This window comes from Agrobacterium sp. MS2 (assembly GCF_003261015.1).
GTDB classification, from domain to species: domain Bacteria; phylum Pseudomonadota; class Alphaproteobacteria; order Rhizobiales; family Rhizobiaceae; genus Agrobacterium; species Agrobacterium pusense.
In genome coordinates this window covers 54,282-79,838 of record NZ_QLNF01000084.1, presented here as the reverse complement: position 1 = coordinate 79,838, position 25,557 = coordinate 54,282, and the positions used below count along the sequence as shown (strand labels likewise).

Below are 25,557 nucleotides of genomic sequence, written 5' to 3'. Positions count from 1 at the left end.
ACCAATGAAAAAATCCGCCTATTCTGAACAGCGGGAAATGATCGTCGCAGAGGCGATCAACCCGATCGCTACAGAACTACGATTGCTAGACCCGGCCGACCTGATTTCGCTGCTCAGATTCGAGTGCTACGGCAGCATTGCCGATCTCGTGTCATCGGCTGCGGAGCTTTATTATCATCCCGGTACGATCAATTTCGGCGCCGGCGGTGAATATAAACTCGAATGGGAAGGCGCGCCGGAGATCGTTCTCGATCTCGAAATCAAACCGATCGGCGCCACGGTCTATGCACAATTGATCTTGGCCAATGAACATGCGGCGGTCGAAATCAATCATGTGTCGTTTCAGAACCCTTCGGAAAATCCGGACGAAAACACCGAGTTCCTCCGCCATAGCCTGATGGCCGCCCGATTCGTTTCGACCCACCAGGGCAAAGCGGCCTGAACCATCCGCCGAATACCCAGCCAATGACCCGTTGCGACTGCCGAAACGGCGGTCGCGACGGTTTTGCCTGATCGCTTTTTCACCCGACCTTGCCCGAAGCCTGCCACCGCGCGCAAAACCGTTATGGGAAAGCGAGGAACGCCTTGCAAATCAGCGTTGTTGTTTGGTACCTATCGAATTAACGATTTGTTAACGAACGGCAGGTCGCGGTGGATCATTTCAACCACCGCCGATGCGCATGATGCCTCTGCTCGTTTCCGGCGCAGCGCCGGATTTTTTCTTACATTTTGAATTGGGTGGAACCCATGACCAGCATTATGACCAATGCGGCGGCAATGGCCGCGCTGCAAACCTTGCGCATGATCGACAAGAACCTCGAGACCACGCAGGCGCGCGTCTCCTCCGGTTACCGCGTCGAGACGGCAGCGGATAACGCGGCCTATTGGTCTATCTCCACGACCATGCGCTCGGACAATGCGGCGCTTTCGGCCGTTCAGGACGCACTTGGTCTCGGCGCCGCCAAGGTCGACACCGCCTTCGAAGCCGTGGAAAGTGCTATTGAGACGGTCAAATCGCTGAAGGCGAAGCTGGTTGCCGCCTATGGCGTGGGCAGCAACCGCACGAAGATCCAGGAAGAAATCAAGCAGCTTCAGGATCAGCTGAAGAGCATCTCCGAATCGGCGTCTTTCTCCGGCGAAAACTGGCTCCAGGCGAAGATCGGCGACGGCAAGACGCCGCCCGCGGAAGAGCCGGTCATCAAGAAGATCGTCGCTTCATTTACCCGCACCGCCGCAGGCGCAGTCGGGGTGACGACGGTCGATTATTCACTCGATTCGAGCACGGTGCTTTTCGATCTGAGCGGCGGCAAGTTCGGCATTCTCGACACTGAAGCGCGATTCCTGCGCAAGAACGAGACGATCGTGACGATGCGCACGACCGATACGCCCGCGGCACCCGCCGCTCCCACCGTCACCGACAAGGATTATGTCGTTCCGACGCTGAAAGATAGCGAATTGGCGGCACTGGCAGGTTTTTCCGTCAAGGCGACCGGCATCTATACCAATGCCGCCAATACGGAGGGTTATTTGAAGATCGGTGATGGTGTGTGGGTAAAGCTCACCTCCACCGACCCGGCAGCGGCGGGCGCTCCGGCGACCGACAGCACGACCCCCGTCGCGACCACGACATCGCCGAGCACCAACTGGTATTACGATGTCACTGCGGCAATTGACCCCGACACTCGTAAACTCGGAATCTCCGTCTCCACGCTCGACATCAACAAGCTCACCGATCTCGCCCAGAAAATGGGAACCATGACGGGAGAGCAATATACCGAAGCCGACGTGCTGGATGCGATGATGTCCTTTGTCGACGGCCAGCTCGAAGCGATGACCAGCGCGGCGTCCAGCTTGGGCTCGCTGCAGAGCCGTATCGACATGCAGGAGAACTTCGTGTCGAGCCTGATGGACGTGATCGACAAGGGCATCGGTCGTCTTGTCGATGCTGACATGAACGAGGAATCGACCAAGCTGAAGGCGCTCCAGACACAGCAGCAGCTCGGTATCCAGTCACTCTCCATCGCCAACGCCAATGCGGAAAATATTCTTCAGCTCTTCAAGTAATGGAGCTTCCTCGCACGGGCATGCGCGGAAACGTGGCGCAGACGTGCTGAACAGTTCCGCCTTCATCCTCGCACAAGTTTGAACACCTAACGTCGGGGCAATATGGGGGCGGATCGCATGGCGCGGTCCTCCGGCAATCATGGAAGAGACGGGCAGGGTAGCAAGGATGACGGTGGTGCCGCCAAACGGCTTAGAGCATTTCCAGGAAAAGCGGACCTCGGTTTTCCGCCCGGAAATGCGACAGAACGTTCCAGATCGCAGGCAGCGAAACATGTCTCGTCCCCTGTTTTGCCGGGGGCGTGCATGACCACCTCCATCGCAAGATATCTGAAGGACTTCGGTGACGCTCAGCCGGCAGGACTGGCCTTCGGCGATCCCCTGGCGGATACCGATGGCGTTTCGCCATTTGCCGACGCTGCATCCGGTTTCGATGAATTCGAATCCGTCGACGTGGAGAGTGAAAGGCAGGCCGCTTACGCCCGTGGCCATGAGGATGCGACACGCGAAATCACCGAAAAGATGCAGGCGGAACGCGACGAGCTGCTGGCCGCCCATTCGGCTGAGCTGGAGGCGCTGCGATCCGCCTATCTCGAGGAAATCGCGGTCTTTCTGTCGCGCGGGCTGCGAGAGGGCATTGATGCGATTGCCGCCACCCTCAGCGAACAGACCGCCGCAATCCTTGCTCCGGTTTTGACGGAAGAACTGTCGCTTAAAGCAGTCTCGGCGCTGGCGGATGTGGTGCGCGCTTCCATGCCGGATGGTGACGCCGTCACGCTTGTCGTGAAAGGTCCGAAGGATTTGTTCGAGCAGTTGAAGACCCAGCCCGGCTTTGAAGAAGAGACGATGAAGTTTACCGAGACCGCCGATATCGATCTTTCAGTCGAGCTGGGTGAGAGCGTCTTCGTGACGCGCATGTCCGCCTGGGCCTCCAGTCTTCGCAAGGTGATGAAATGAGTGAAGGCGAAAACCATCACCACGGCAAAAACGAGATCATCATCGTCAAGCGCCATAAAGGTGGCCACGATGGTGCGCATGGTGGTGCGTGGAAGATCGCCTATGCCGACTTCATGACGGCGATGATGGCGTTCTTCCTCGTCATGTGGCTGGTCAATGCCGCCAATGAGGAAACCAAGGCCTCGGTCGCGAGCTATTTCAATCCGATAAAACTGTCCGATGAGAAACCCTCGTCCAAGGGGCTGGAAAAGCCCGTGGACAAGGAAGAGGGCGTCCAGAAAAAGGACCAGTCCAACATTCAGGCAGAGAAAGTGACCAAGGGATCCGCCGCGGCGACGGGCGAAGACCTGACGTCCCAGACAGGTGAACAGTCGAATTTCTCCGAAGCGGACTTTTTCGAAAATCCCTATTCCGTGCTGGCGGAAATCGCCCAGCAGGTCGGGCAGCAGGCCAACGTCAGCGCCAAGGGCGAGGGCGGTGCTGCCGATTCCGGCCCTGCAACCGGCGCAAGCGGCGGCGAGGCCTATCGCGATCCCTTCGATCCTGATTTCTGGACGCAGCAGGTGAAAATCACCCGCGCCGATCAGCAACAAAAACCGGTTGAGCAGCAGGCCGCCGAAAACAAGCAGGAGAATGCTGCTGACAGCGCTCAGGCCGTTGCGGTTAAATCGTCTCAGGCGCAGGAAGACAAGGCGCAAGACGGCAGGCCCATGGACGTCGCCGCCGTTGTGCCGCAGCAACGGCCGGATGCCGCCGAGCAGGCAGCGCTTGTACGGCCCAGGCCCGACCAGCAGCAAGAGGCGAAGGATGTTCAGCAAAAAGCGAGCGATGCTGAATGGGAAAAGGCCGATACGCTGCGCGAAGAAATCGAGAAACAGATATCCGGCATAACCGGCAGGCTCTCGGAAGGGCTGGTCGTTACGCCTGCGGAAGGCGGATTGCTGCTGACCATTTCCGACCAGACGGAAACACCGATGTTCAATATCGGATCGGCCGTTCCCCGGCGCGAAATGGTTCTTGCCATGGAAAAGATTGGCAAACTGCTTCAGGAGCGCGGTGGCAGCGTGGTAATTCGCGGCCATACCGATGGGCGGCAGTTCAAGGGCGAGGCCAACGACAATTGGCGGCTCTCCATGGACCGCGCGCACAGCGCCTATTACATGCTGGTGCGCGGCGGCCTGTCGGAAGAGCGGGTAAAGCAGGTTTCTGGGTTTGCGGACCGCAGATTGCAGGTCCCGGCAGATCCCCTGGCGGATGCCAACCGCCGTATCGAAATCCTGCTTGAGGCTGATCGGGGGTGAGTGTGACGAAAACCTCGAAACGCTGGCTTCTTCTTGCGGCGACGCTTTGTGGTCTCGGTGCCGGACCATTCAAGGCGTTTTCGCAGTCGCAAGACAATCTCATGCCCTATGCCATGCTGCGCTCCCTGCAATTCGTGCAGGATTCGGTTGCCAAGGGAGACCATTCGGCAACGGAAATGCAGCGGTTCCTGCTCCAGACCATTGACGAGCGGCTGAAGAGCGCGCCCTCGGCGATCTTCAAGGACCCACGCAATGTCGATGCGGCGCTGATCTATGCGATGAGCGGCGGCAATCCCGCCACGCTTGAATTGCTGGTCGCGCGCGATGTGGACGGCAATTTCGACAGCCGCGTCGCCGATATCCTGCGCAAGTATCTGTCAGGCAAGGGGACGCTGGTGGCGCAGAGCATCGCGGCAATGGTGCCTGAATATCGCGGCACCCGGATAGGCGCCTATCTGGCGCTGATCGGTGGCAATGTGACGATCCCGCGCGATCCTCTGGCCGCGCTCGGCTTTTACGACATTGCCCGGCTTGAAGCGCCCGGGACAATCGTTGAGGAGGCGGCATTGCGCCGCTCGCTCGCCATTGCGGTTGAAGACGGCGATGCAAAACGCGGCGTCGAATACGCACAGCGTTACGCGCGGCGGTTCCTGCATTCGCCCTATGCAAGCCAGTTCGCGGATCTTCTGGTCTCGCTGGTGGTCAAACGCTCTGATTCCCTCGGCGAAGACGCGATAGTGGAGACCTTCGCGATGATGGATGCGGAAAGGCAGAAGGAAGCCTATCTGCGTCTTTCGCGTCTTGCGGCGATCAGCGGCAAGGATTCGCTGGCCCGCATGGCGGCGCTTAAAGCGAAGACGCTGTCGTCCGCCGCGCCGGATCAACCGGAAGCGCAGGCCAATCTCTACGAAAGCCTTTCCAACATTGGAACACCCGATGTGGTGAGCGCGATCGAGACGATCGGACAAATTCCCGAAACACAGCTTTCGGACCGGGACAGGGCCCTCAGAGATGCCGCAAGGGCGATCGCCGAACAGGTGGTTCGTCCTCCCTCGCTATCAGGTGCTGATGTCGACGCGGCGGCGCAGGGCGCCAGACAGAACGCAGCCAAAAATGATGCGGTGGCTGGCGGGGAAAAAAGCATATGGCGGGTTGAAACCCACAAGGCCGACGATGGCGGTGAGAATGTCCGGCAGCTCGTGACAAGCGGCCGCAGCAAGCTCGATGAAATCGACAGCCTGTTGAAGAAAGGCGAGGGGGCACCATGATCGACGCAACCATCAATGCGCTAACGAATGCGCCACCGTCCGATCCGCGCGCAGGCAGTGCTGCCGCACGTGACGAGGCGAGAGGCGGCAGCTTTGGCGATGCCCTTTCCACGGTTCGTGACGAGCGACCGCCGCAGGCGCCGCATTCGCGGTCGGACGATTCTGGTTCAGCAGGGCAACAGCACGGACAGGCCGACGGCGAGGGGGAAAAGATGGATGTCCCGGTCAAACGGCCTGCAGCCTTCCTGAATGTCATCGTCAACGAGCATGCCGGGGATGGTCGAGTTCACGACACAGCTGCCGAGTTCCAGAACGCGGTCAAATCCTCGCGGGCACAATTGGGGGACGGCAAGCCTGGCAAGAAGCTTAAAGATGAGGCGGATAAGGATGCCGAGGCGATAACGGATACTCTCGATCCGAAGCTCGCCGAACTGCAGCTGGTTACGGCCAGCGCCGGGGCAATGGCCACGGCCAAGACGCCGCTGGAAGAAATTGCGCAGGCAATTGCCGGCAAGACCGACACGGTCAAGTCCGACAGGGCTGAACCTGTCCGCAGCAAGGCTGAACATCCGGCCAAAGACATGCCGACTGGGGTTGCAGCTGCCAATGATGCGGCGGGTTCGGCTTCGGAAAACGAAGGCGATGCCTCGTCATTCCGCTTCGCGTCTCCGCGTTCGGGTACAGCCCGCGCTCTTGATATGAGCACGGTTCAGCGCGAAGGCCGCGTGGAGTTCGACACGCGGGAAAGCAGCGGCAAGGCGGCCGATACCATAACGGTTCTCGATTCCCGGCGCTTCATCGGTCTGGCGCCCTCCTCCAATGCCTCGGCTCTGACCGGCCTGATCGCCAATGATCCGGAATGGGTCAGCGCCATGCAGCCCGGTTCAGCGCTGTCCAACGCAGCCGCCCAGAGCAGCACCGGCAAGGTCGTGCATACGCTGAAGCTGCATATGACGCCGATCGAACTTGGATCGGTGACGATGTCACTGCGTCTTGCCGGTGACGAACTCGCCGTGCACATGACTGTGGAGAGCGTCGCGGCCTATAAAAAGCTCCAGGAAGACAGCAAGAGCATCCTTGATGGCCTCAAGGCGCAGGGTCTGACGGTCGATAACATCACGATCAGCATCGCTTCTTCCGATAAGAGTGACCAAACGGGCACACAAGCCAACAATCAGCAAAATCAGCAGGCGCAGCAGCAGGGCCAGCAGGCGGCTGCGGGCCGCAACCGTGACGAGTCCGGTGCACGAGGCGGCCGGCAAGGCAATGGCGATAATTTGGGGGTGCATAATGAAGGCATGGACGGCGCTCTTGGCTCTGCCCGCACTTCTGCTGACAATGGCGTCTATCTCTGAGAACGCATCGGCCTCGGCAACGTCAGGCGTGTGTGAAAGAGAGATCCAGTCTGCGGCACGCAAATACGGCGTGCCGGAGGGAATTCTCTATTCAGTGGGCCTGACGGAGACTGGCCGCAAGGGGCGGCTCGACCCCAACGCCATGAATATCGAAGGAAAACCGGTATTTGCGGCCTCTACCGAAGAGGCCTTGATGACTTTTGAGGCTGCCAAACGCAATGGCGCCAAGCTGATCGACCTTGGATGCATGCAGATAAATCATTATTTCCACGGCGAAAATTTCACATCTGCGCGCGAAATGTTCGATCCGCGTCGCAATGTCGAATATGCCGCCATGTTCCTGCGTAACCTCCACAACAGACACGAGACTTGGACGATGGCGGTTGCCCGCTATCACGCAGGGCCCAATAATGACCCGGCCCAGAAGAAATATGTCTGCCGGGTCATCGCCAATCTGGTGGCGACGGGCTACGGGAAATGGACGCCCAACGCTAAAAATTTCTGCGAAGGATAACAACCTGAAATTGCTTTATCAGGGGTTGGGACTCGTTATCGGAAATGTGGCGAGACAAAGCCCGAAAAAAGGCGTTTCAAGCGTTTTTTAGCGATTTCGGAAATTTTTGCACAAAAATTTTGTGCCATATATGGTTAATACCCACTATATATAGATCAAATCGGCACAAAATGGTTAATCAATTATTAATAACTATCGATGATTTCCTACAGTTGTCGCTGAATCCCCCGATTCGTACCAATGCCTCATTGGAAAACACCACACTGATTCGGAGGCGGACGAATGATCGTAGTGGTTGATGAGCGCGAGCTCGTTAAAGACGGCTATACATCTCTATTTGGGCGTGAGGGCATTCCCTCGACCGGGTTCGATCCGGTCGAATTCGGGGAATGGGTCTCGACGGCGGCGGAAAGCGATCTTGCGGCTGTGGAAGCCTTCCTGATCGGCCAGGGCGACCGGAGCTTCTCCTTGCCAAAGGCGATCAGGGATCGCACGACGGCGCCTGTCATCGCGGTGAGCGACCAGCCCTCGCTGGAAGCGACACTCGCGCTGTTCGACAGCGGCGTCGATGATGTCGTGCGCAAGCCCGTTCACCCTCGGGAAATCCTCGCACGTGCGGCGGCTATTCGCCGCCGGCTGCAGGTCATTTCGAATTTCACCGACGCCGGTCCGATCCGGGTCTTCTCCGATGGACGCGACCCGGAAGTGGGCGGCGAGGTATTTCCCCTGCCGCGCCGCGAGCGCCGCATTCTTGAATATTTGATCGCCAATCGCGGACGCCGCGTTTCCAAGGCGCAGATTTTCAATGCCATCTACGGCATCTTCGATGATGACGTCGAAGAAAACGTCGTCGAAAGCCACATCAGCAAGCTGCGCAAGAAGCTGCGCAAGAAACTTGGCTACGACCCGGTCGATTCCAAGCGGTTCCTCGGCTACAGCATTGATTGGCAATGATTTTCATTGACCCGCGTGGTCTTTTTCAAACGCGGTATTTCAGACAGCTTCACGCAAGCCAAACGCTTTACCTTCTCCTTGAAAGATGACCACGAGGGTTTTTGAATGAGTATTTTCGGCACTATGCGAACCGGCGTGTCCGGCATGAATGCACAGGCGAACAAGCTGGGCACCGTCGGCGACAACATCGCCAACGCAAGCACCACCGGTTACAAGCGTGCATCGACGTCGTTCTCGTCGCTCGTTCTGCCCTCCTCGTCGGGCAGCTACGCTTCTGGCGGTGTGCAGTCCAACGTTCGCTACAGCATTTCGGAGCAGGGCAACCTCTCCTACACCACCTCGGGTACTGACCTTGCCATTCAGGGCAACGGTTTCTTCGTTGTCCAGGATGGTGCAGGCACGCCTTATCTCACCCGTGCCGGCTCTTTCGTGAAAAACTCGGAAGGCTATCTGGAAAACGCCGCTGGCTTCCAGCTGATGGGTTACCCCTACGGTTCCAACCCGCCGGCTGCCGTCGTTAACGGCTTCACAGGTCTTGAAGCCATTAACGTCAACAATTTCGGCCTGACGGCATCGCCCTCCACGCAGGGCAGCTTCCCGGCCAACCTCAATCGTGACGATACGGCCGTAGCGGCGGCGTCGCTCCCCAGCACCAACTCCGCAACGGCGAAGTTCGGCAACAAGACTTCGCTGACCGCATTCGATAGCGGCGGCGCGAAGGTGCTCTACGACTTCTATTACACCAAGACTGGTGACAACACCTGGGAAGTGGCGGTCTACCGTCAGGATCAGTCGACCAATGGTGGCTTCCCCTATACGGCGACTGCGCCGGCATCCCTTGTGCAGGAAAGCGTCACGCTGACCTTCGATCCTGCGACCAACAAGCTGACGACTACGTCTCCCAAATCCATCACCATCGACGACAACAACAGCGGCGTGGCGCAGGCGATCAACATTGACCTGTCCGACATGACCCAGTTTTCGTCGAAGTTCACGCCCGGCACGGCGATCCTGAACGGTAACGGTCCGAGCCAGATCAAGGATGTCGAAATCGGCAAGGATGGCGTAGTGACGGCAGTTTACCAGGATGGCGGCCGCCGCAACATTTACCAGCTGGCGCTGGCCACCGTGCCGAGCGTCGACAACCTGAGCCCGCAGAACGGCAACGTTTATCTTCCGAGCAACGAGTCCGGTGTCGTTACCATCGGCTTCCCGCAATCGGGCAGCTTTGGTTACGTCCAGAAGGGCGCGCTGGAAGGCTCGAACGTCGATATCGCCAGCGAACTCACCGACATGATTGAATCCCAGCGCATCTATACCGCGAATTCGAAGGTCTTCCAGACTGGATCGGATTTGATGGACGTCCTGATCAATCTGAAGAGATAGTAATTCCTACGGGGACAGATGAATGTCGCTCACGTCAGCAATGAATACTGCGCAGTCGATTTTCAATAATACAGGTAAGCAGACGGACGTTACCTCGAAAAACATTGCCAATGTCGGCAATGCGAACTACGTCAAGCGAACCGCCATTCTCGGCACGACCATGGCCGGAGCGAGTATCGTCTCCAATGGCCGTGCCCAGAATGAAAGTCTTCTCAGGCAGACGATTTCCAGCGCCTCGCTGGCCACCGGGCAGAACACTGTTCTGACCGGTCTCGAGGAGATGAAGAGCATTTTCGGCGGCAACGACTACGAGAGCGCGCCGTCCACCTACATGAAGGAACTGCTCAAGAGCCTTAGCGGCTATGCCGCCAAGCCGAGCAATGCTGCTCTTGCCGCAACGGCCGTGACTTCCGCCGCGGATGTCGCCAGCTCATTGAACAAGGCGTCTGCCGAATTGCAGGCGATGCGTCTGCGTGCCGACAAAGAAATCTCCCTTCAGGTCGACAAGCTGAACGGCCTGCTCGCGAAATTCGAGGAAGCCAATAACGAGGTCAAGGCGCAGACAGCGATCGGCGGCGATCCGAGTGACGCACTCGATCAGCGCGAGACCTTGCTGAAGGACATTTCGTCCATCATCGGCATCAATGTCGTCAACCGCCCGAATAATGACGTCGCGCTTTACACGACCGACGGCGCCACGCTGTTCGAGATCGTACCGCGTCCGGTAACCTTCAAGGCGCAGCCGGGCTACGACGCGACGACCACCGGCAACGCGATTTATGTGGACGGTGTGGCGCTCAAGGCCGGCAGCGGCAGCAACACGACGGCGGAAGGATCGCTTCAGGGTTTGATGCAGGTTCGCGATGAACTTGCGCCGACCATGCAGAGCCAGCTCGACGAAATCGCGCGCGGCCTGATCACGATGTTTGCGGAAAAGCCGATTACCCAGCCGGCGCCGCCTGCGACGCCTCTGACGGCGAAGCCCGGCCTTTTCACCTGGTCGACGGCAACCGCAACGAGCGAGATTCCTCCCGCCGGCGTCGTCGTCCCGGGGCTCGCTGCGACCATTACCGTCAACTCCGCGTTAATTATTTCGCAAGGTGGCAATCCGGAATTGTTGCGCGACGGCGGCATCAACGGTACCGCTTATATAGTCAATCCCGCAGCTACGGGCGGAACCGGGTTTTCCGCTCTGATCGACAGCTATGTGACCGCATTCGACGCGCCCATGAATTTCGCCGCGTCGACACGTATCGATACGAATACCAGCATCCTGAAATACGGCACCAACTCGATGGGTTGGCTCGAACAGGAACGGTCCGGTGCGACTTCGGCAAACGAAGCGAAAAGCGCGCTTTATGAGCGCTCTGCGACATCCTATTCGAACAATACGGCGGTTAGCCTGGACGAGGAGCTGTCGCTGCTCATGGATATCGAGCAGTCTTACAAGGCGGCCACGAAACTGGTGACGACCGTTGATGAAATGCTCAAGTCCTTGATGGACATGGTGAGGTAAAGGATGAAAACGTCATTCATTTCATCGCTGGCGATGCAGAACAGCATGCGCAGCACCATCCTCAAGGCTCAGCTTGAGATGACGAATCTCAATACCGAGCTGACAACGGGCAAGCACGCGGATCTTGGTGTGACGCTGGGTGCCAATACGGCCCGCAGCCTCGATCTCAACAGGGACGTGGAGCGGATTTCCTCGCTCGTCACGGTCAACTCCTTCGCCACACAGCGTCTTGAATCGTCGCAGACCGCATTGGACGGCATGGCAAAGGCCGCCCAGGAAATCCTCAATGTTCTGGTGCCGAATACGAGTAGCGAGCAGCCCACGCTTGCCACCGTCAACCAGAAAATCACGATCGCCTTCAACAATTTCACCAGCTTTGCCAACACGGCCGTGGATGGTGAGTATCTGTTTTCCGGTACGAATACGGATGTGAAGCCGGTCCAGGACTATTTCGCCGACGGTTCGCCGTTGAAAGCCGCCTATGACGCCGAACTGAACCATTTCATGGCGACACAGACGCCGGCCGTGGGGAGTATCTCGGACCTGTCCAAAGATCAGGTCAACGCCTTCATGACGCATATGGAAGGCGTATTCAACGGTACGACGACCGTAACCAACCCGCCACACAGCAGTCTCGCTGTGGGACAGAATGTCGATTTCTGGACGAGGTTCGGTTCCAACGCCAGCGATACCAACATGACGAGCCGGATCAGCCAGAACGAAGTGGTCGAAACGTCGACCAACAGCAATTCGCAGGGCATGCGTTACTTCGCGATGACGGCAATCACGGCGATGACCTTCCTCAAGGACAATGTTTCGAGCACGGTCCGCGAGGCGGTCGCCACCCAGTCGGTGACGACTATCGGCAAGGCGATCAGTGGGCTGAACCAGCAGGCAAGCAGTCTTGGCCTTTCGCAGGAGCGCGTCAAAAAGTCGAATGACTCTCTGGCTGCCCAGAAGAAGATCATCGAAACACATCTGTTGGATATCGAGGGGATCGATACCTACGAGGCGAAGACCCGCCTCGATCTGCTGCAGCAGCAGATTGAGATCGCATACAGCCTCACGTCGCGTCTGCAAAAAATGAGTCTGGTGAACTACCTCTGATGAACAGGGGTGGCGGCAGATAAAGGATACATGAATGTACCAGTTTTCCTACGCCGAAATCATGGAGGATGGTGTCGCCAACGCGAAAGACCGCGAGCGACAGGCGTTGACCAAATCGATCGAACTGCTTGCGGAGGCGAAGGACTCCTCTTCTCAGCGGCACACGATCGAAGCGCTTTTTTACACTCGACGGGTCTGGATCCGCTTCATTGAGGATCTCAAGCAGCCGGATAATCAACTGGCCATGGAACTGCGGGCCAATCTGATTTCGATCGCGATCTGGATACTGAAAGAGTGCGAACTGATCCGGAAACGTCAGTCGACGAATTTCCAGGGCATAATTGACGTGACAACCATCATCAGGGATGGACTGAAATGAAAAGTACACTTCGAATTTCGCTGAAGTCGGGCGAAAAGATTTTCATCAACGGCGCAGTTCTGCGTGTGGATCGCAAGGTGGCGCTGGAATTCCTGAACGATGTCACGTTCCTGCTCGAGAACCACGTATTGCAGCCCGACCAGGCTACCACCCCGCTGAGACAGCTTTATTTCATCGCGCAGATGATTCTCATCAATCCGGAGGGGCGGGAACAGTCCACCAACATGTTCCGCAAGTCCGTGAGCATGCTCTTGAATTGCTTCCAGCATGACGAGGTCCTGGCGGAGCTAAAGCGCATAGACGGGCTGGTTGCCTCCGGCAAGGCTTTCGAAGCGCTGAAGGCCATCCGCGGCCTTTACCCGATCGAGGAGAAAATCCTCAACAATCAGGAAATGACCCCTGCAACGATCGAACAGATTCGCAAGGAGATCGCACCATGGCGGTAGATGCAGTCAATGCGGCGGCGGCAAACCCCTGGGCGAATGCCGGGGCGAGCAGCAACGACAAGAACGCGGCCTCGCTGAACTATGACAGCTTCCTGAAGCTCCTCATCGCCCAGATGAAGAACCAGGATCCGACCAGCCCGATGGATGCTGGTCAGCAGATGTCGCAGCTTGCAAGCTTTTCGCAGGTCGAGCAGACCATCAAGACGAACACCCATCTGAAGAGCATGCTGCAGGCCGAAGCACTGACCCGTGCGTCGGATCTGGTCGGCAAGACGGTAAAGAGCGCCGACGATACCGTCACGGGCGTGGTAAAGGAAGTCGAAGTCTATTCAGACGGCGTCGTTGCCATCACCGAAGCTGGTGACAAGGTGCTGCTGCAGGCCGGTGTGACCTTCTCCAACGGTCCGATCACGGATAAATCTGATAGCGGAACCGATTCGGATACGCCAGCTGGTTCCTGATATTGATAAGGCGGTATAATGCCGCCTTTCCGGAACGAGGGATGCGACGATGAACGAGGCCGATGCGCTTGATATCATGCAGGCGGCAGTGTGGACGGTTCTCGTCGCGGCCGGTCCTGCGGTTCTCGCCGCGATGATCGTCGGTGTCGCCATCGCCTTCATTCAGGCCCTGACGCAGGTTCAGGAAATGACGCTGACCTTTGTTCCCAAGATCGTCACGATCATGATTGTTCTCGGCGTTGCCGCCCCCTTTGTGGGCGCGCAGATAGCGCTTTTTTCCAATCTCGTCTTTTCACGCGTGCAATCGGGCTTCTGATATCGATCCGGCCAGGATGCCATCCTCGCGCAAGCTTCGGCGGCTAGGGATAGGTTGAAGCATCGGGCCGAATTGCGTGAGCGATTTCGCGAAACGATGCCGCGGAACCGTGCGGCGGCTTTTCCGTCGCCCTTCTCATGAAGAGACAGGACGAAATTTATGGCGCAACCACCAGTCATTTCCTTGCCCAAGGTCAGTCCGAGCACGCGTGACATCGGCTTCGCACTGGGCATCGTGGCGATCCTCTGCGTTCTGTTCCTGCCCATTCCGGTCGTTCTGGTGGATATCGGCCTGGCGTTTTCCATCGCGCTTTCGGTCCTCATCCTCATGGTGGCGCTATGGATACAACGGCCGCTGGATTTCTCGTCATTCCCGACGGTGCTGCTGATCGCGACCATGATCCGCCTGTCGCTGAACATCGCGACGACGCGCGTCATCCTCTCCCACGGCAATGAGGGTCCGACGGCGGCCGGCGGTGTAATCGCCGGCTTCTCCAGTCTCGTCATGTCAGGCGATTTCGTTATCGGTCTGATCGTCTTCCTGATCCTGATCACCGTCAACTTCATCGTCATCACCAAGGGTGCGACGCGTATCGCTGAAGTCGGCGCACGCTTTACCCTCGACGCCATTCCCGGCAAGCAGATGTCGATCGATGCGGACTTGTCCGCCGGCATCATCGATGAGAAGGAGGCGCAGCGCCGCCGCCGCGAGCTGGAAGAGGAAAGCTCTTTCTTCGGCTCGATGGACGGCGCTTCGAAATTCGTCCGCGGCGATGCGATTGCGGGCCTCATCATCACCGCCATCAACATTTTCGGCGGCATCATCATCGGTTATTTCCGGCACGGCATGCCGATCGGCGAAGCGGCCGATGTTTTCGTCAAGCTTTCCGTCGGTGACGGTATCGTCTCGCAGATTCCAGCCCTCATCGTATCGCTGGCAGCCGGCCTGCTTGTGTCGCGTGGCGGCACGGCGGGGTCCACGGATCAGGCGGTCGTCAATCAGCTCAGCGGTTATCCGCGCGCATTGATGGTTTCTGCCATGTTGATGGGCCTGCTTGCCATTATTCCGGGCCTGCCCTTCCTGCCTTTCATGTTCCTCGGTGGCATCATGGCTTTCGGCAGCTGGTATATTCCGCGCCAGGCTGAAGCCGAAAGCGCGCTTCGTCGCCAGGAGGAGGAGAGCAAGATTCTCCAGACGACAGAGGCGGAAAAAGACTCGGTCAAGCAGGTTCTGAAAACCGCCGAGATCGAACTGGCGCTCGGCAAACAGGTTTCGACCCGCCTTCTCGGCGCGCATCAGGAACTGGCTTTCCGCGTCGGCAAGATGCGCAAGAAATTCGCAACGCAATACGGTTTCGTCGTGCCGGAGATCAAGGTTTCCGACGACATCATGATCCCGGAGAAGGCCTATCAGATCCGCGTTCACGGCACGACCATCGCATCGAGCAATCTGCGCGTCGGAGATGTTCTCGTCGTGACAGGGGCAGGGCGCAAGCCGAGCATCCCGGGCGACGAAATCCGCGAACCCGCTTTCGGCATGCCGGCCGTATCGATCCTCGAAACTTTCACCGAGGATCTCAAGCGCGAAGGCTTCCATCCGATCGATAACGTCTCCGTTGTACTGACGCATCTGAGCGAAGTCATTCGCAACAATCTGCCGCAGCTTCTGTCCTACAAGGACGTCAAGATACTCATCGACAGGCTGGATCCCGAATACAAGAAGCTCGCCGACGAGATTTGTTCGTCGCACATGTCCTATTCCGGCCTGCAGGCCGTGCTGAAATTGCTGCTTGCCGAACGTGTGTCGATCCGCAACCTGCATCTCATTCTCGAAGCCGTCGCCGAACTTGCGCCGCATGTGCGCAAGACGGAGCAGATCGTCGAACATGTGCGGGTGCGGATGTCGCAGCAGCTCTGCGGTGATCTGGCCGACAATGGCGTGCTTCGCGTCCTGCGTCTCGGCAACAAGTGGGACATGGTCTTCCATCAGGCGCTGAAGCGCGACCAGAAGGGCGAAATCGTCGAATTCGATATCGACCCCCGCCATCTCGAGGAGTTTTCCGAACAGGCGTCGAAAGTTATCCGTGAATTCATGGATCGCGGCCTGCCCTTTGTGCTTGTAACCTCACCGGAAACGCGGTCCTATGTGCGCATGATTATCGAGCGACTCTTCGCGACCCTGCCGGTTCTCTCGCATGTGGAACTTGCCAAGGGGCTGGAGATCAAGATCCTGGGCGCCATTTCATGATAACCGACCCGCAGGGAACCATTATCGCGTTGTTCCTTGCCATCTGCCGTATCGGCGCCTGTTTCATGACCATGCCGGGCTTTTCCAGCTCGCGCATTTCACCGCAGATTCGCATGTTGCTGTGTGTGGCTGTGTCCATGGCCCTGTTGCCGGTGTTGTGGGATACGATCTATCCGAAAATTTCCGGCGCGAATCAGGGCACTGTCGTCGGCCTCATCGCCACGGAGATCGCGATCGGTGCGATGTACGGGCTGATCGCGCGCTTTTACACGCTTGGTTTTCAGTTCACCGGCGCCCTTATTGGCGCATCGGTCGGCCTCAGTGCGCCCGGCGGCGCCGATGTCATCGAAGACGCCCAGGAAAACCAGATATCCAACTTCATCACCTTCGGCGGACTGCTGGTACTGTTCATGCTGGATTTTCACCACATCGTCCTCAAGGCCCTTGTGGATTCTTATACCGCCACGCCGGTCGGCGCGCTCATCAGCGGCCAGAAGATGCTGATTACGCTGACTGACACGCTCAGGGCGTCGTTTTCGATCATGCTTCGGCTTGCTAGCCCCTTCGTGATCTACGGTCTGATGTTCAACGTCGCGGTCGGCCTCATCAACAAGCTTGCACCGCAAATCCCCGTCTACTTCATATCGACGCCCTTTGTTCTCGCCGGCGGCATCTTCATGCTCTATCTGTCGGTCGCGGCCCTCATCCGCCAGTTCGTGGATGGCTTCGGCCCGGTCTTCATCGGCTTTTGATCGGGAGAAACGCGGTGGCCTCAGACAAGCGGTCGGAGAAACTCAAGCGTCTGGTCACGGTCCAGCGCCACATGGAAAAAATGGCCGAGGTCGAACTGGCCGACACCACCCGCACGCGAAGCGAGGTGGCGCAATCGATGGACAGCGTGCTGGAAGCCATGAGTTCGATGGAGCCGGTGCATCAGACATTCTCGAGGCATTATTCGGATCGTTACGGCCGTCTGGTCGTCAAGGACCGTCAGCTCTCCGGCGTGCAGCAATTGCAGGAAAACAGGGTGCTCAAAGAAAAAACCAAGGCCGACAGGCTGGAGGACAGGATGCACCTGGCCCGTGATCTCGAGGATCGCGAGGCCGACGACAATGCAATCTATGATTTGTTAGAAATTACGAATGCTTCCCGGACACCAGCCTCCAGCAAGGTTGGCGATTCATAGTCTGCTCCATTGTTGCATCGCGGGCGTTTTTTTTGAGGACGCCTAAAGCGATGTTTCTTGATTGGGTGAACGTGCCGGTTCGTGCCGCGCGTTCATCAGCTCGGGAGATCGGGACGTGGCGATATCGGTTATAAGTGATCTGGTGATGGATGTGGTGCGTGCTGCGGACCCCCAGGAAGTCCAGGTTGCCCAGGAGAAACTCAAGGCCAATAAGGCGGCTTTTGCCGCAACCAGCCTTGCAGATGCCGGCAAGGGCTTTGGCGCCGCGGTGGATATGCTGGATGGCGCCTCCTCGAAGGCGGGCCTTGGCAATACGAATATTCGCGCGGCTCGCACCGAAATTCCTGAAACATATCGCAAATATGAGGCCTCTGTCCTCCAGACCTTCGTAGCCAACATGCTGCCGAAAGACAGCGAGGAAGTTTACGGCAAAGGTAATGCCGGCGAAATCTGGAAGAGCATGATGGCCGAACAGTTTGCCGACACGATCTCCAGAAATGGCGGTGTCGGCATTGCAGAGCAGGCATACAAGGATGCGCTTCGGAAGGCCGAAAGCAAAGGCATAACCGACGTATCGATGAATGAAAAAGACCATAATGCTGCAATTCGGATGGTGGCGGAGTTCGAGCGGCAGGTCCTCGGCGTTTCCAATGAGAAAACGGACGAGGCTTGAGAATGAAAAACCCTAACGAGGAGACAAGCATGGACCTTATGTCGAACGACCACCGTATCCAATCCGTTCTCGGCCGCCTTGAAATGATCATCGACCATGAGAACGACAATATCGGTAAGGACCCGCGGTTCGACTTCAAGGTCTCCAATGCCCATAAGAGCCGGTGCCTTTATGAGCTGACGATGCTGTTCCGGGATACCCCGCGCGAGGAAATCGCTGCCGGTTACATGGAGCAGGTCAAGGGCATCAAGTCCAAGCTAGCCACCAATGCCAGCCGCGTCGAGGCACATCTGAATGCAGTTCGTGCGGTCGCCGACCTCCTGAAGAACGCAATCCAGGAAGCCGACACGGATGGTACCTACTCCCAGGAACAGTTCATGTACGGCGCAGCCTCCTGATGTTGAAGCTTCTTCTCACCGGCGTCTGGGTTTGCGCCGTCACGCTCGGCGCGGTGTATTTCTCCGTCCAGATGGCGACGGCGCCCGCGCCGGATGAGGCGGGCGCAAAAAAGGCCAGCTTGCAACTGGTCAAGGGCGAAAGCATCACCATTCCCGTCATCAATGATGGCGGGGTAAACGGTTATTTCCTAAGCCGTATTTCGCTGCGCGTCGACAAGGACAAGATGGCGAAAATCGAGTTGCCGGCAACCCAGTTGATGACCGATGAGCTGTTCACGCTCCTGGCGGGTTCTTCCATGGTCAACATCGCCAATATCTCTACCTTCGATCCCGACGCCTTCAAGCAGCGCATCCGCGAGGGGCTGAACAAGAGGCTCGATGACGAGGTGGTCGAGGACGTGCTGATCGAGCAACTCGATTATCTGTCCAAAGCCGACATTCGTGAGCAGAACGGGAATGGAACACCCCGTTCCATCAAGATCGTCGAAGGTGAAAAAGCCGACGCCGGCAAGGAAGCGGCCGCCGCGCCAGGCCACTGATAGCGCCGCCCCGCTTCGTGCCTTCGGCATGGCCAGAGGCAAGGGACGGTCGCGTGATCCACGTGGTTAATCATTCCTTTGCGTCGGCCTTGGAATTCTATTGATTGCTTTCAGCGTAAATTCAACCAGCACATGTATAAACGGTCCATGAACCGCGAACCCGCAGAAACCTGCGCGTGACGGGCGGGGCTTGCATCGGGGGCTGGGTATGAACGTAACGACGGGTTTTGCACGACCGGGACAGCAGCGGGACATTTACGGGCTGCACTTCTGCGACCTCGACTGGAACGCAGCGCTGGAACATGTGAGCGACAGGGCTTCCGCCTCTGAGGGCCACACGTCGCTCTCATTTCTCTCCCTTGAAAAGGCAAAGCTTTCACTCAAGGACATCGGCTATCGGCAGGTCCTCGAAAGCTGCCTGCTTTTCCCGCAGGGCAAGGCGTTGAACGCTGCCGCGCGGCGCGCACATGGTGAGCCTCTGCCGGTCGTGATCGATGGCGTCGCCTTTGTCATGGCGCTTCTCACCTATATGGCAGTACCGAAACGGATCGGCGTTGCGGGTGACGATGCAGCCCAGCTCGGTGTCGTTCTTACGAAGCTGCGTAGCCATGCGCCCTGGCACGACTTCGTCATGCTGAGCGGCGAGACGTCCGGCGTGAAAGTGGATATGCTGCTGGCGGGAATGACGAAGGAAAATCAGGAGATGTGGCTGCATCGCACCGTCAACCGCGAGGACGCGCGAGTCGCCATCGCAGTCGGGCCGCTTTTCAAGATATTATCGTCCGAAGTGGCAGGCATGCCTGAAATCTTCCGCAGGCTGCATATGAGCTGGCTTTACAGCCTTTGCGCCGAACCCTGGCATATCGCCCTTGGCAAGGGCTGAGGCGAGTTCGGCGAAGGTCCGTTAACCATTTGTTTGCCACGATCCTTTAACCTCTCGTAAGGTTTTGACAGCTGTCCGTCCGCGGGCGGCGGTGAAGGTGGCAGACGGCTTCAGATGGTTGATCACAGTCCAGATATGACGGCGACCCGCCCGGAAGGGGATGAGATTGCCGCGCCCGCGTCGCAGTGGCGCAGGCATTGTCTTCGGCTTTTGACCGCCGGATGCATTGCGGCCGCCACGGTAACCGGCGCAGCCCTTCCGCTGCTGCTCGTTGATTCCGGTTTTCGCGGCTATGTTTCGCAGGCGCAGATCGAGGTATCACAGACCGCTTATGATGCACCAGATGCGACCCGCTTTCTGGCGATGGCGCGGCGCACCCTGCTTTCACCTCGCGGGCTGGACCGGATCAGCAGCGATCTCAAGCTGAAGCCTGCCGATCTGGTCGGCGTTCGCAAACAGGGTGAATTTCACCTGCTTGTCGATCTTCTGACCGGCGCGGATGCGCGTCCGCTCTCCCCGCGTGAGGCGCTTAACGGCGCGGTGGGAGATGGGATAGGGCTTGAACTGTCGCCCGACGAGACGACGCTGATCGTGACTTCGAGGGCTGCGACGCCAGAAGCGGCCATGCGGCTTACCGACTATCTTTCGATGCGTATCATGGCGGACGGCAAGGCCGGCACCATGATGCCCGCTATGCGGGAGATGGAGCGGGCGCGGACAAGGATGGACGAGGCCGAGGCGGCGCTAAGCGGTTTCCAGATGCGCCATGGCGATGCGGTGACCGAGGTGCAGCAGCTCGAGCAGCAATTGCGTGACGTGAACGACAGAATCACCGCGGCGACCCGACAACAGCAGTCGCTGCAGGCGGATCTGGCGGCGGCTTCGGCCCTGAAACCCAACGATCTGTTCTCCAAACCGCTTCCTTCCGGCATCGCCTTTTCTGCACTCGAGGATATCAGGCAGAAACATGCCGCCGCCAGTATGGCGCTTTCCAGCATCTCGGTCGATTACGGCCCGAAACATCCCCGACACATCGCCGCCCGGAACGCGGTGGATGCCGTACAGGCACTCGCTGCTCCAGCATTGCGCCAACTGCTCGATGCACTGCGAGCGGACGAGAAGCGCATCGCTGAGGAAATCGCCGATGCTGAAGCCGAGCGGAAAAAGAACCTTGATCGCCTGAATGGTCTCGGTGTTGCTCCGGGAGAGTTCTCCAGACTGCAGGGGGAGCTCGAAACGGCGAGAAACACCTATCTGGAGGCGAGCGAACGCCGCGATCTCTCCTCTGCTGCGACGCCTGCCCTTGAGACCCGCCTCGCGAAAAAGGCAGGTCCGGGAGAGCTATCGCGTGATCTTGCCCAGGCCGCCATGATGGCGGGCGGCGGCGGCCTGATCGGATTGCTGGGCAGTCTCTATCTTCTGACGTACCGTCGCCCTGACGAGGAAGAGCAGGATGCCTCCGCCTTCGAACCGGAAGCGGCAATCCGGCTCCCCGAGGAGGAACCCGCGCAATTTTCCGAATTCGAGCCAATCGAACCGGCTGTGTTTGACGATCTGCAATCTCCTGATGCCGAAACGGCCGGCTTGGATGCTGGCCACGACGAGGAGAGCTTCGCCGATTATTACGGCGGTGCGGTTAACGACGATGAGCGCATGCCGCTCGACGAGCGTGTAAGGCAGGTTCTGATGGGCAACCGCACGGTTGGGATCGCCGGTCAGGCACCGTCCGCGCTGCCGCCGCTGCTGGCTGATGCGCTTGCCGGCCACGCCGATCATGCCCAGGCGGAAGCGGAGGAGCTGATGGAATTGCGACGGGAATTGGCGCTTCTGAGGGAGCGTCTCGTCGATTATGCCGACCACCAAGAAGACTACCGCAAAACCGCCTGAAAACGCCGCATTTTAGCTTGCATTCCTGCGACGGGGGCACCATACGGAGCCTACGTAACCCATGAGGAGCAGGACGCATGGCAGTTGTGATTGACGGGAAGGCGAAGGCGGCCTCGGTAACGGAGGCGGTCCGCGCATCGGCAGAAGCGCTTGAGGCGAAAAAGGGCGTCAAGCCCGGTCTCGCGGTCGTCATCGTCGGTAATGATCCGGCCAGCCACGCTTATGTGAACTCCAAGAGCAAGATGGCCAAGCAATGCGGGTTCAATTCCATCCAGCACACGCTGCCGGAGGAGACCACACAGGCTGACCTCCTGAAGCTGGTCGGCGAATTGAACGCCGATGCCTCCATCCACGGCATTCTGGTTCAGCTGCCGCTGCCGAAACATTTCAATTCAGACGAGATAATCCAATCGATCCTGCCTGAGAAGGACGTGGATGGCCTGAGCGTGCTGAATGCCGGCAAGCTCGCGACCGGCGATCTTGCCACCGGTCTCATTTCCTGCACGCCCGCAGGCGCCATGCTTCTGGTGCGCGGCATTCACGGAGACGACCTTTCCGGCCTGAACGCCGTTGTCATCGGCCGCTCCAACCTGTTCGGCAAGCCCATGGGCCAGCTTCTGCTCAATGCCAACGCCACTGTGACGATGGCGCATTCGCGCACCAAGGATCTGGCCGGCATCTGCAAGACGGCGGATATTCTGGTGGCGGCGGTTGGCCGCGCGGCGATGGTGAAGGGTGACTGGGTGAAATCCGGCGCGACCGTCATCGACGTCGGCATCAACCGCATTCCCGCACCCGAAAAGGGTGAAGGCAAGTCGAAGCTGGTGGGCGACGTCGCCTATGATGAAGCAAGCGCCGTTGCCGCGGCCATCACCCCTGTTCCCGGTGGTGTCGGCCCGATGACGATCGCGATGCTGATGGCCAACACCGTCATCGCCGCTCATCGCGCCGAAGGCCTGGCGGCGCCGAAGTTCTAGGCGTTGAAACGGCCGGCTACGCTTTCGGAGCCGGCCCCGTCGAGGCGCGGACCACCAGTTCCGCCTTCCAGAGTTCCTGATACGGCTCCGTCTGGTCGTTCTTGATACGATTGATCAGGCGCTGGCCCACGCGGACGCCTGCCGCTCTCAGCGACGAGCGCGTGGTGGTGAGCGGCACGGAAAAATTATCGGGTTTCAAAAGCGGCAGCACATCGTCATGGGCGATGAGGGAAATATCCTTGCCGGGTTTCAGGCCTCGCTGGTTGAGCGAGCGGATCGCGCCAAGTGCAAGCGCGGTACTGGCACAGAGAATGGCGGTCGGTTTCTCGGGGCGTGAAAGCAGGGCCTCCATGCCGAGATAACCTTCCTCGTCGGTCATGCTGCCGTGTCTCTTATTGCTTGCGTGCAAGGCCAGGCCGTTTGCCGCCAGCGCCTTTTCCACCCCAAGACAGCGCCGGTAGGTGAAATCATAGCCTTCCGGACCGTTCAGCAGCCCGATGCGCGTATGGCCAAGCTGAAGCAGAAGCTGGGTCGCATCACGGAAGGCGCCTTCATTGTCCACGTCGAGATAGGGATAATCCTCCTCCACGCCGATGGAGCGGCCATGCACGAGGAAGGGCAGGGAAAGCGACTGCATCATGGCGATGCGTGGATCGTTATTCTTCATATAAGCGAGATAGATGCCGTCGACGCTGCCGCTAGCGGCGAGCCCGCGAAGGGCTTCGCGTTCCTTTTCCGGCTCGGTGGGCATGATGACGAGATGAAAGCCGCTGCGCGAGGCTTCCTCGCCAAGACCGCTCAGGAATTCGCCGAAATGCACATCCGAACGGTGATGTTCGCCAATCGGCATCACGAGCCCAATGGAGCCGACCTTGCCGGTTGCCAGCCGCTGTGCCGCGGCATTAGGGCGATATCCCGTCTTCTCCGCGGCTTCCATGACGCGGCGGCGCGTTTCCGCGCTGACCTCGGGATAGCCGTTGAGCGCCCTGCTGATGGTCGTCTGCGAAATGCCCAGCAGTTGCGACAGCTGTTTCAGGTTCATGTCTGTCATTCCTCCATGCGCGCGCCCGGAAAAGGCCAAAAGCCCCTCCTCATTTTCCCAAAGCGCTTTAGATTTTTAACAGCCCTGTCCGCTTTTCTCAATCGAAAATGATAGCCGCCTTCCTAAATCAATATGACTATTTGGAAGGTTAGGCAGCGTTTCCGAATAAAGAGCCTCTTGACTCCATCTTGATGACAATGAGATGAATAGGCAGCCAAAGCGCTTTGATTGGAGAGGACGCTTTGAGCCTTTTATGTGATGGGAGGTAAATCACATGCGGAAGACCCTTTTGGCGACGGCTGCTTCAATCGTGCTGCTGTCGGGTTCGGCCTTTGCCGCCGATCTGAAATTCGCGCCGGGCCAGGACGCCAAGTTCAACTGGAAAAGCTACGAAGACTTCAAGGCGGCCCATGCTGACCTTAAAGGCCAGACGCTGACGATTTTCGGCCCGTGGCGTGGTGAGGACGAGGCATTGTTCCAGTCCGTTCTCGCCTATTTCGCTGACGCGACGGGCGTGAATGTCCGTTATTCCTCGTCGGAAAACTACGAGCAGCAGATCGTTATCGACACACAGGCCGGCTCGCCGCCCAATATTGCCATTTTGCCGCAGCCTGGCCTTCTTGCCGATCTCGCCGCCAAGGGTTTTCTTGTGCCGCTCGGCGACGACACGGCCAAATGGGTCGAGGAAAATTACGGCGCGGGTAAATCCTGGGTCGATCTCGGCAGTTATAAGGGCAAGGACGGCAACAAGGCCTATTTCGCTTTCCCCTTCAAGGCCGACGTGAAGTCGCTCGTCTGGTATGTTCCCGAGAATTTCGAGGAAGCGGGATATAAAGTTCCCGAGAGCATGGAAGACCTGCTCAAGCTCACCGATCAGATCGTCGCTGATGGCGGCACGCCCTGGTGCATTGGTCTCGGCTCCGGTGGTGCGACCGGGTGGCCGGCAACCGACTGGGTGGAAGACCTGATGCTGCGCACGCAGCCGCTGGATGTCTACCAGAAGTGGACGACCAACGAGGTGAAATTCACCGATCCGGCCGTGGTCGAGGCGATCAACGAGTTCGGCAAATTTGCCAAGAACGAGAAATATGTGAGTGGCGGCGTTGCGGCCGTAGCCTCCACCGACTTCCGCGACAGCCCCAAGGGCCTCTTCGACATTCCGCCGAAGTGCTACCTGCACCATCAGGCATCGTTCATTCCCTCGTTCTTCCCTGAGGGCACCAAGGTCGGAACGGATGCGGATTTCTTCTACATGCCGACCTATGCCTCAAAGCCGGACCTCGGCAAGCCGGTTCTCGGTGCCGGCACGCTCGTCACCATCACTAAGGAAGCGCCCGCTGCTAAGGCATTCGTACAATTCCTGCAGACGCCGATCGCCCACGAAGTGTGGATGGCGCAGTCCAGCTTCCTGACGCCGTACAAGGGTGTGAATGTCGAAACCTATGCCAATGAGCAGATGAAGCGTCAGGGTGAAATCCTGACCACGGCGACGACCTTCGGTTTTGACGGTTCCGACCTGATGCCCGGCAAGATCGGCGCCGGCGCTTTCTGGACCGGCATGATCGATTTTGTCGGTGGCAAGTCTGCCGATCAGGTCGCCGCCGATATCCAGAAGGCCTGGGACGGCCTGAAGTAACACGGATTAAGACGAGGCCTGGCGGCTCGCTGCCGGGCCTCTTCCGCAGGAACGGCCCGACAGCTGCA

At 58.5% G+C, this 25,557-nt stretch carries 26 protein-coding genes; 25 read left to right on the top strand and 1 reads right to left on the bottom strand.

Annotation, left to right across the window (positions count from 1 at the left end; genetic code table 11):
- Window positions 1-4: 4 nt before the first annotated feature.
- The 24 genes from DOU54_RS20405 to DOU54_RS20290 all read left to right on the top strand — a co-directional run bounded on the left by DOU54_RS20405 (window position 5) and on the right by DOU54_RS20290 (window position 22,811).
- Window positions 5-442 (top strand): BspJ family T4SS effector nucleomodulin, encoded by a 438-nt coding sequence (locus DOU54_RS20405; protein WP_113380930.1) that lies wholly within the window; start codon window positions 5-7, stop codon window positions 440-442.
- 305 nt (window positions 443-747) lie between these two features.
- A complete protein-coding gene (locus tag DOU54_RS20400) occupies window positions 748-2,064 on the top strand; it encodes a flagellin N-terminal helical domain-containing protein (RefSeq protein ID WP_113380931.1) in 1,317 nt (438 codons plus the stop codon).
- Window positions 2,065-2,367: 303 nt separating this feature from the next.
- Window positions 2,368-3,018: a hypothetical protein gene (locus DOU54_RS20395; protein ID WP_035209056.1), complete on the top strand. Its 651-nt coding sequence runs from the start codon at window positions 2,368-2,370 to the stop codon at window positions 3,016-3,018.
- The gene (locus tag DOU54_RS20390; protein ID WP_113380932.1) at window positions 3,015-4,319 is read left to right on the top strand and encodes a MotB family protein; all 1,305 of its coding nucleotides are present in this window, start codon (window positions 3,015-3,017) and stop codon (window positions 4,317-4,319) included. Before DOU54_RS20395 ends, DOU54_RS20390 begins: the two co-directional genes overlap by 4 nt.
- Window positions 4,316-5,587 (top strand): chemotaxis protein MotC, encoded by a 1,272-nt coding sequence (gene motC, locus DOU54_RS20385; protein WP_022555625.1) that lies wholly within the window; start codon window positions 4,316-4,318, stop codon window positions 5,585-5,587. The genes DOU54_RS20390 and motC overlap by 4 nt, the downstream gene beginning before the upstream one ends.
- Entirely contained in the window at window positions 5,584-6,942 is a 1,359-nt protein-coding gene (gene fliK, locus DOU54_RS20380; protein WP_022555626.1) for a flagellar hook-length control protein FliK, read from the top strand. Before motC ends, fliK begins: the two co-directional genes overlap by 4 nt.
- Window positions 6,926-7,456, top strand: coding sequence for a lytic transglycosylase domain-containing protein (locus DOU54_RS20375; RefSeq protein WP_374709461.1), 531 nt, complete (start codon window positions 6,926-6,928; stop codon window positions 7,454-7,456). The genes fliK and DOU54_RS20375 overlap by 17 nt, the downstream gene beginning before the upstream one ends.
- Window positions 7,457-7,738: 282 nt before the next feature.
- Window positions 7,739-8,410, top strand: a complete 672-nt coding sequence (locus tag DOU54_RS20370; protein WP_006698188.1) for a response regulator transcription factor — start codon at window positions 7,739-7,741, stop codon at window positions 8,408-8,410.
- 105 nt (window positions 8,411-8,515) lie between these two features.
- Window positions 8,516-9,796, top strand: a complete 1,281-nt coding sequence (locus tag DOU54_RS20365; protein WP_004440014.1) for a flagellar hook protein FlgE — start codon at window positions 8,516-8,518, stop codon at window positions 9,794-9,796.
- Window positions 9,797-9,818: 22 nt separating this feature from the next.
- A complete protein-coding gene (flgK, locus tag DOU54_RS20360; RefSeq protein WP_004440016.1) occupies window positions 9,819-11,312 on the top strand; it encodes a flagellar hook-associated protein FlgK in 1,494 nt (497 codons plus the stop codon).
- Between the two features lie 3 nt (window positions 11,313-11,315).
- Complete coding sequence (locus tag DOU54_RS20355) at window positions 11,316-12,419, top strand: flagellar hook-associated family protein (RefSeq protein ID WP_006698186.1); 1,104 nt, start codon at window positions 11,316-11,318, stop codon at window positions 12,417-12,419.
- A gap of 34 nt (window positions 12,420-12,453) precedes the next feature.
- On the top strand, window positions 12,454-12,798 hold the full coding sequence (flaF, locus tag DOU54_RS20350) for a flagellar biosynthesis regulator FlaF (protein ID WP_004440020.1): 345 nt from the start codon (window positions 12,454-12,456) through the stop codon (window positions 12,796-12,798).
- Window positions 12,795-13,244, top strand: a complete 450-nt coding sequence (gene flbT, locus DOU54_RS20345) for a flagellar biosynthesis repressor FlbT (RefSeq protein WP_004432543.1) — start codon at window positions 12,795-12,797, stop codon at window positions 13,242-13,244. Before flaF ends, flbT begins: the two co-directional genes overlap by 4 nt.
- Window positions 13,235-13,705, top strand: coding sequence for a flagellar hook assembly protein FlgD (flgD, locus tag DOU54_RS20340; protein ID WP_004440022.1), 471 nt, complete (start codon window positions 13,235-13,237; stop codon window positions 13,703-13,705). Before flbT ends, flgD begins: the two co-directional genes overlap by 10 nt.
- 49 nt (window positions 13,706-13,754) lie before the next feature.
- Complete coding sequence (locus DOU54_RS20335; protein ID WP_003515115.1) at window positions 13,755-14,021, top strand: flagellar biosynthetic protein FliQ; 267 nt, start codon at window positions 13,755-13,757, stop codon at window positions 14,019-14,021.
- 159 nt (window positions 14,022-14,180) lie between these two features.
- Complete coding sequence (gene flhA, locus DOU54_RS20330) at window positions 14,181-16,268, top strand: flagellar biosynthesis protein FlhA (RefSeq protein WP_004440025.1); 2,088 nt, start codon at window positions 14,181-14,183, stop codon at window positions 16,266-16,268.
- Window positions 16,265-17,020 (top strand): flagellar biosynthetic protein FliR, encoded by a 756-nt coding sequence (gene fliR, locus DOU54_RS20325; protein WP_004440028.1) that lies wholly within the window; start codon window positions 16,265-16,267, stop codon window positions 17,018-17,020. The genes flhA and fliR overlap by 4 nt, the downstream gene beginning before the upstream one ends.
- A 14-nt stretch (window positions 17,021-17,034) precedes the next feature.
- Entirely contained in the window at window positions 17,035-17,454 is a 420-nt protein-coding gene (locus tag DOU54_RS20320; protein ID WP_004440029.1) for a hypothetical protein, read from the top strand.
- A gap of 115 nt (window positions 17,455-17,569) precedes the next feature.
- On the top strand, window positions 17,570-18,127 hold the full coding sequence (locus DOU54_RS20315) for a rod-binding protein (protein ID WP_006698183.1): 558 nt from the start codon (window positions 17,570-17,572) through the stop codon (window positions 18,125-18,127).
- Between the two features lie 29 nt (window positions 18,128-18,156).
- Window positions 18,157-18,525, top strand: coding sequence for a hypothetical protein (locus tag DOU54_RS20310; RefSeq protein ID WP_006698182.1), 369 nt, complete (start codon window positions 18,157-18,159; stop codon window positions 18,523-18,525).
- Window positions 18,525-19,064, top strand: a complete 540-nt coding sequence (locus tag DOU54_RS20305) for a flagellar basal body-associated FliL family protein (protein WP_004440034.1) — start codon at window positions 18,525-18,527, stop codon at window positions 19,062-19,064. Before DOU54_RS20310 ends, DOU54_RS20305 begins: the two co-directional genes overlap by 1 nt.
- A gap of 208 nt (window positions 19,065-19,272) precedes the next feature.
- Window positions 19,273-19,947 (top strand): WecB/TagA/CpsF family glycosyltransferase, encoded by a 675-nt coding sequence (locus DOU54_RS20300; RefSeq protein WP_113731777.1) that lies wholly within the window; start codon window positions 19,273-19,275, stop codon window positions 19,945-19,947.
- A 114-nt stretch (window positions 19,948-20,061) separates the two neighbouring features.
- On the top strand, window positions 20,062-21,834 hold the full coding sequence (locus DOU54_RS20295; protein WP_113731776.1) for a GumC domain-containing protein: 1,773 nt from the start codon (window positions 20,062-20,064) through the stop codon (window positions 21,832-21,834).
- A 77-nt stretch (window positions 21,835-21,911) separates the two neighbouring features.
- Entirely contained in the window at window positions 21,912-22,811 is a 900-nt protein-coding gene (locus tag DOU54_RS20290; protein WP_113731775.1) for a bifunctional methylenetetrahydrofolate dehydrogenase/methenyltetrahydrofolate cyclohydrolase, read from the top strand.
- 16 nt (window positions 22,812-22,827) lie between these two features.
- Here the strand turns inward: DOU54_RS20290 and DOU54_RS20285 are convergent, their stop codons facing one another.
- The gene (locus DOU54_RS20285; protein ID WP_004440041.1) at window positions 22,828-23,853 is read right to left on the bottom strand and encodes a LacI family DNA-binding transcriptional regulator; all 1,026 of its coding nucleotides are present in this window, start codon (window positions 23,851-23,853) and stop codon (window positions 22,828-22,830) included.
- Window positions 23,854-24,127: 274 nt separating this feature from the next.
- On the opposite strand from DOU54_RS20285, the gene DOU54_RS20280 reads away from it, so the two are divergent.
- Entirely contained in the window at window positions 24,128-25,489 is a 1,362-nt protein-coding gene (locus DOU54_RS20280) for an ABC transporter substrate-binding protein (protein ID WP_113731774.1), read from the top strand.
- Window positions 25,490-25,557 lie beyond the last annotated feature (68 nt).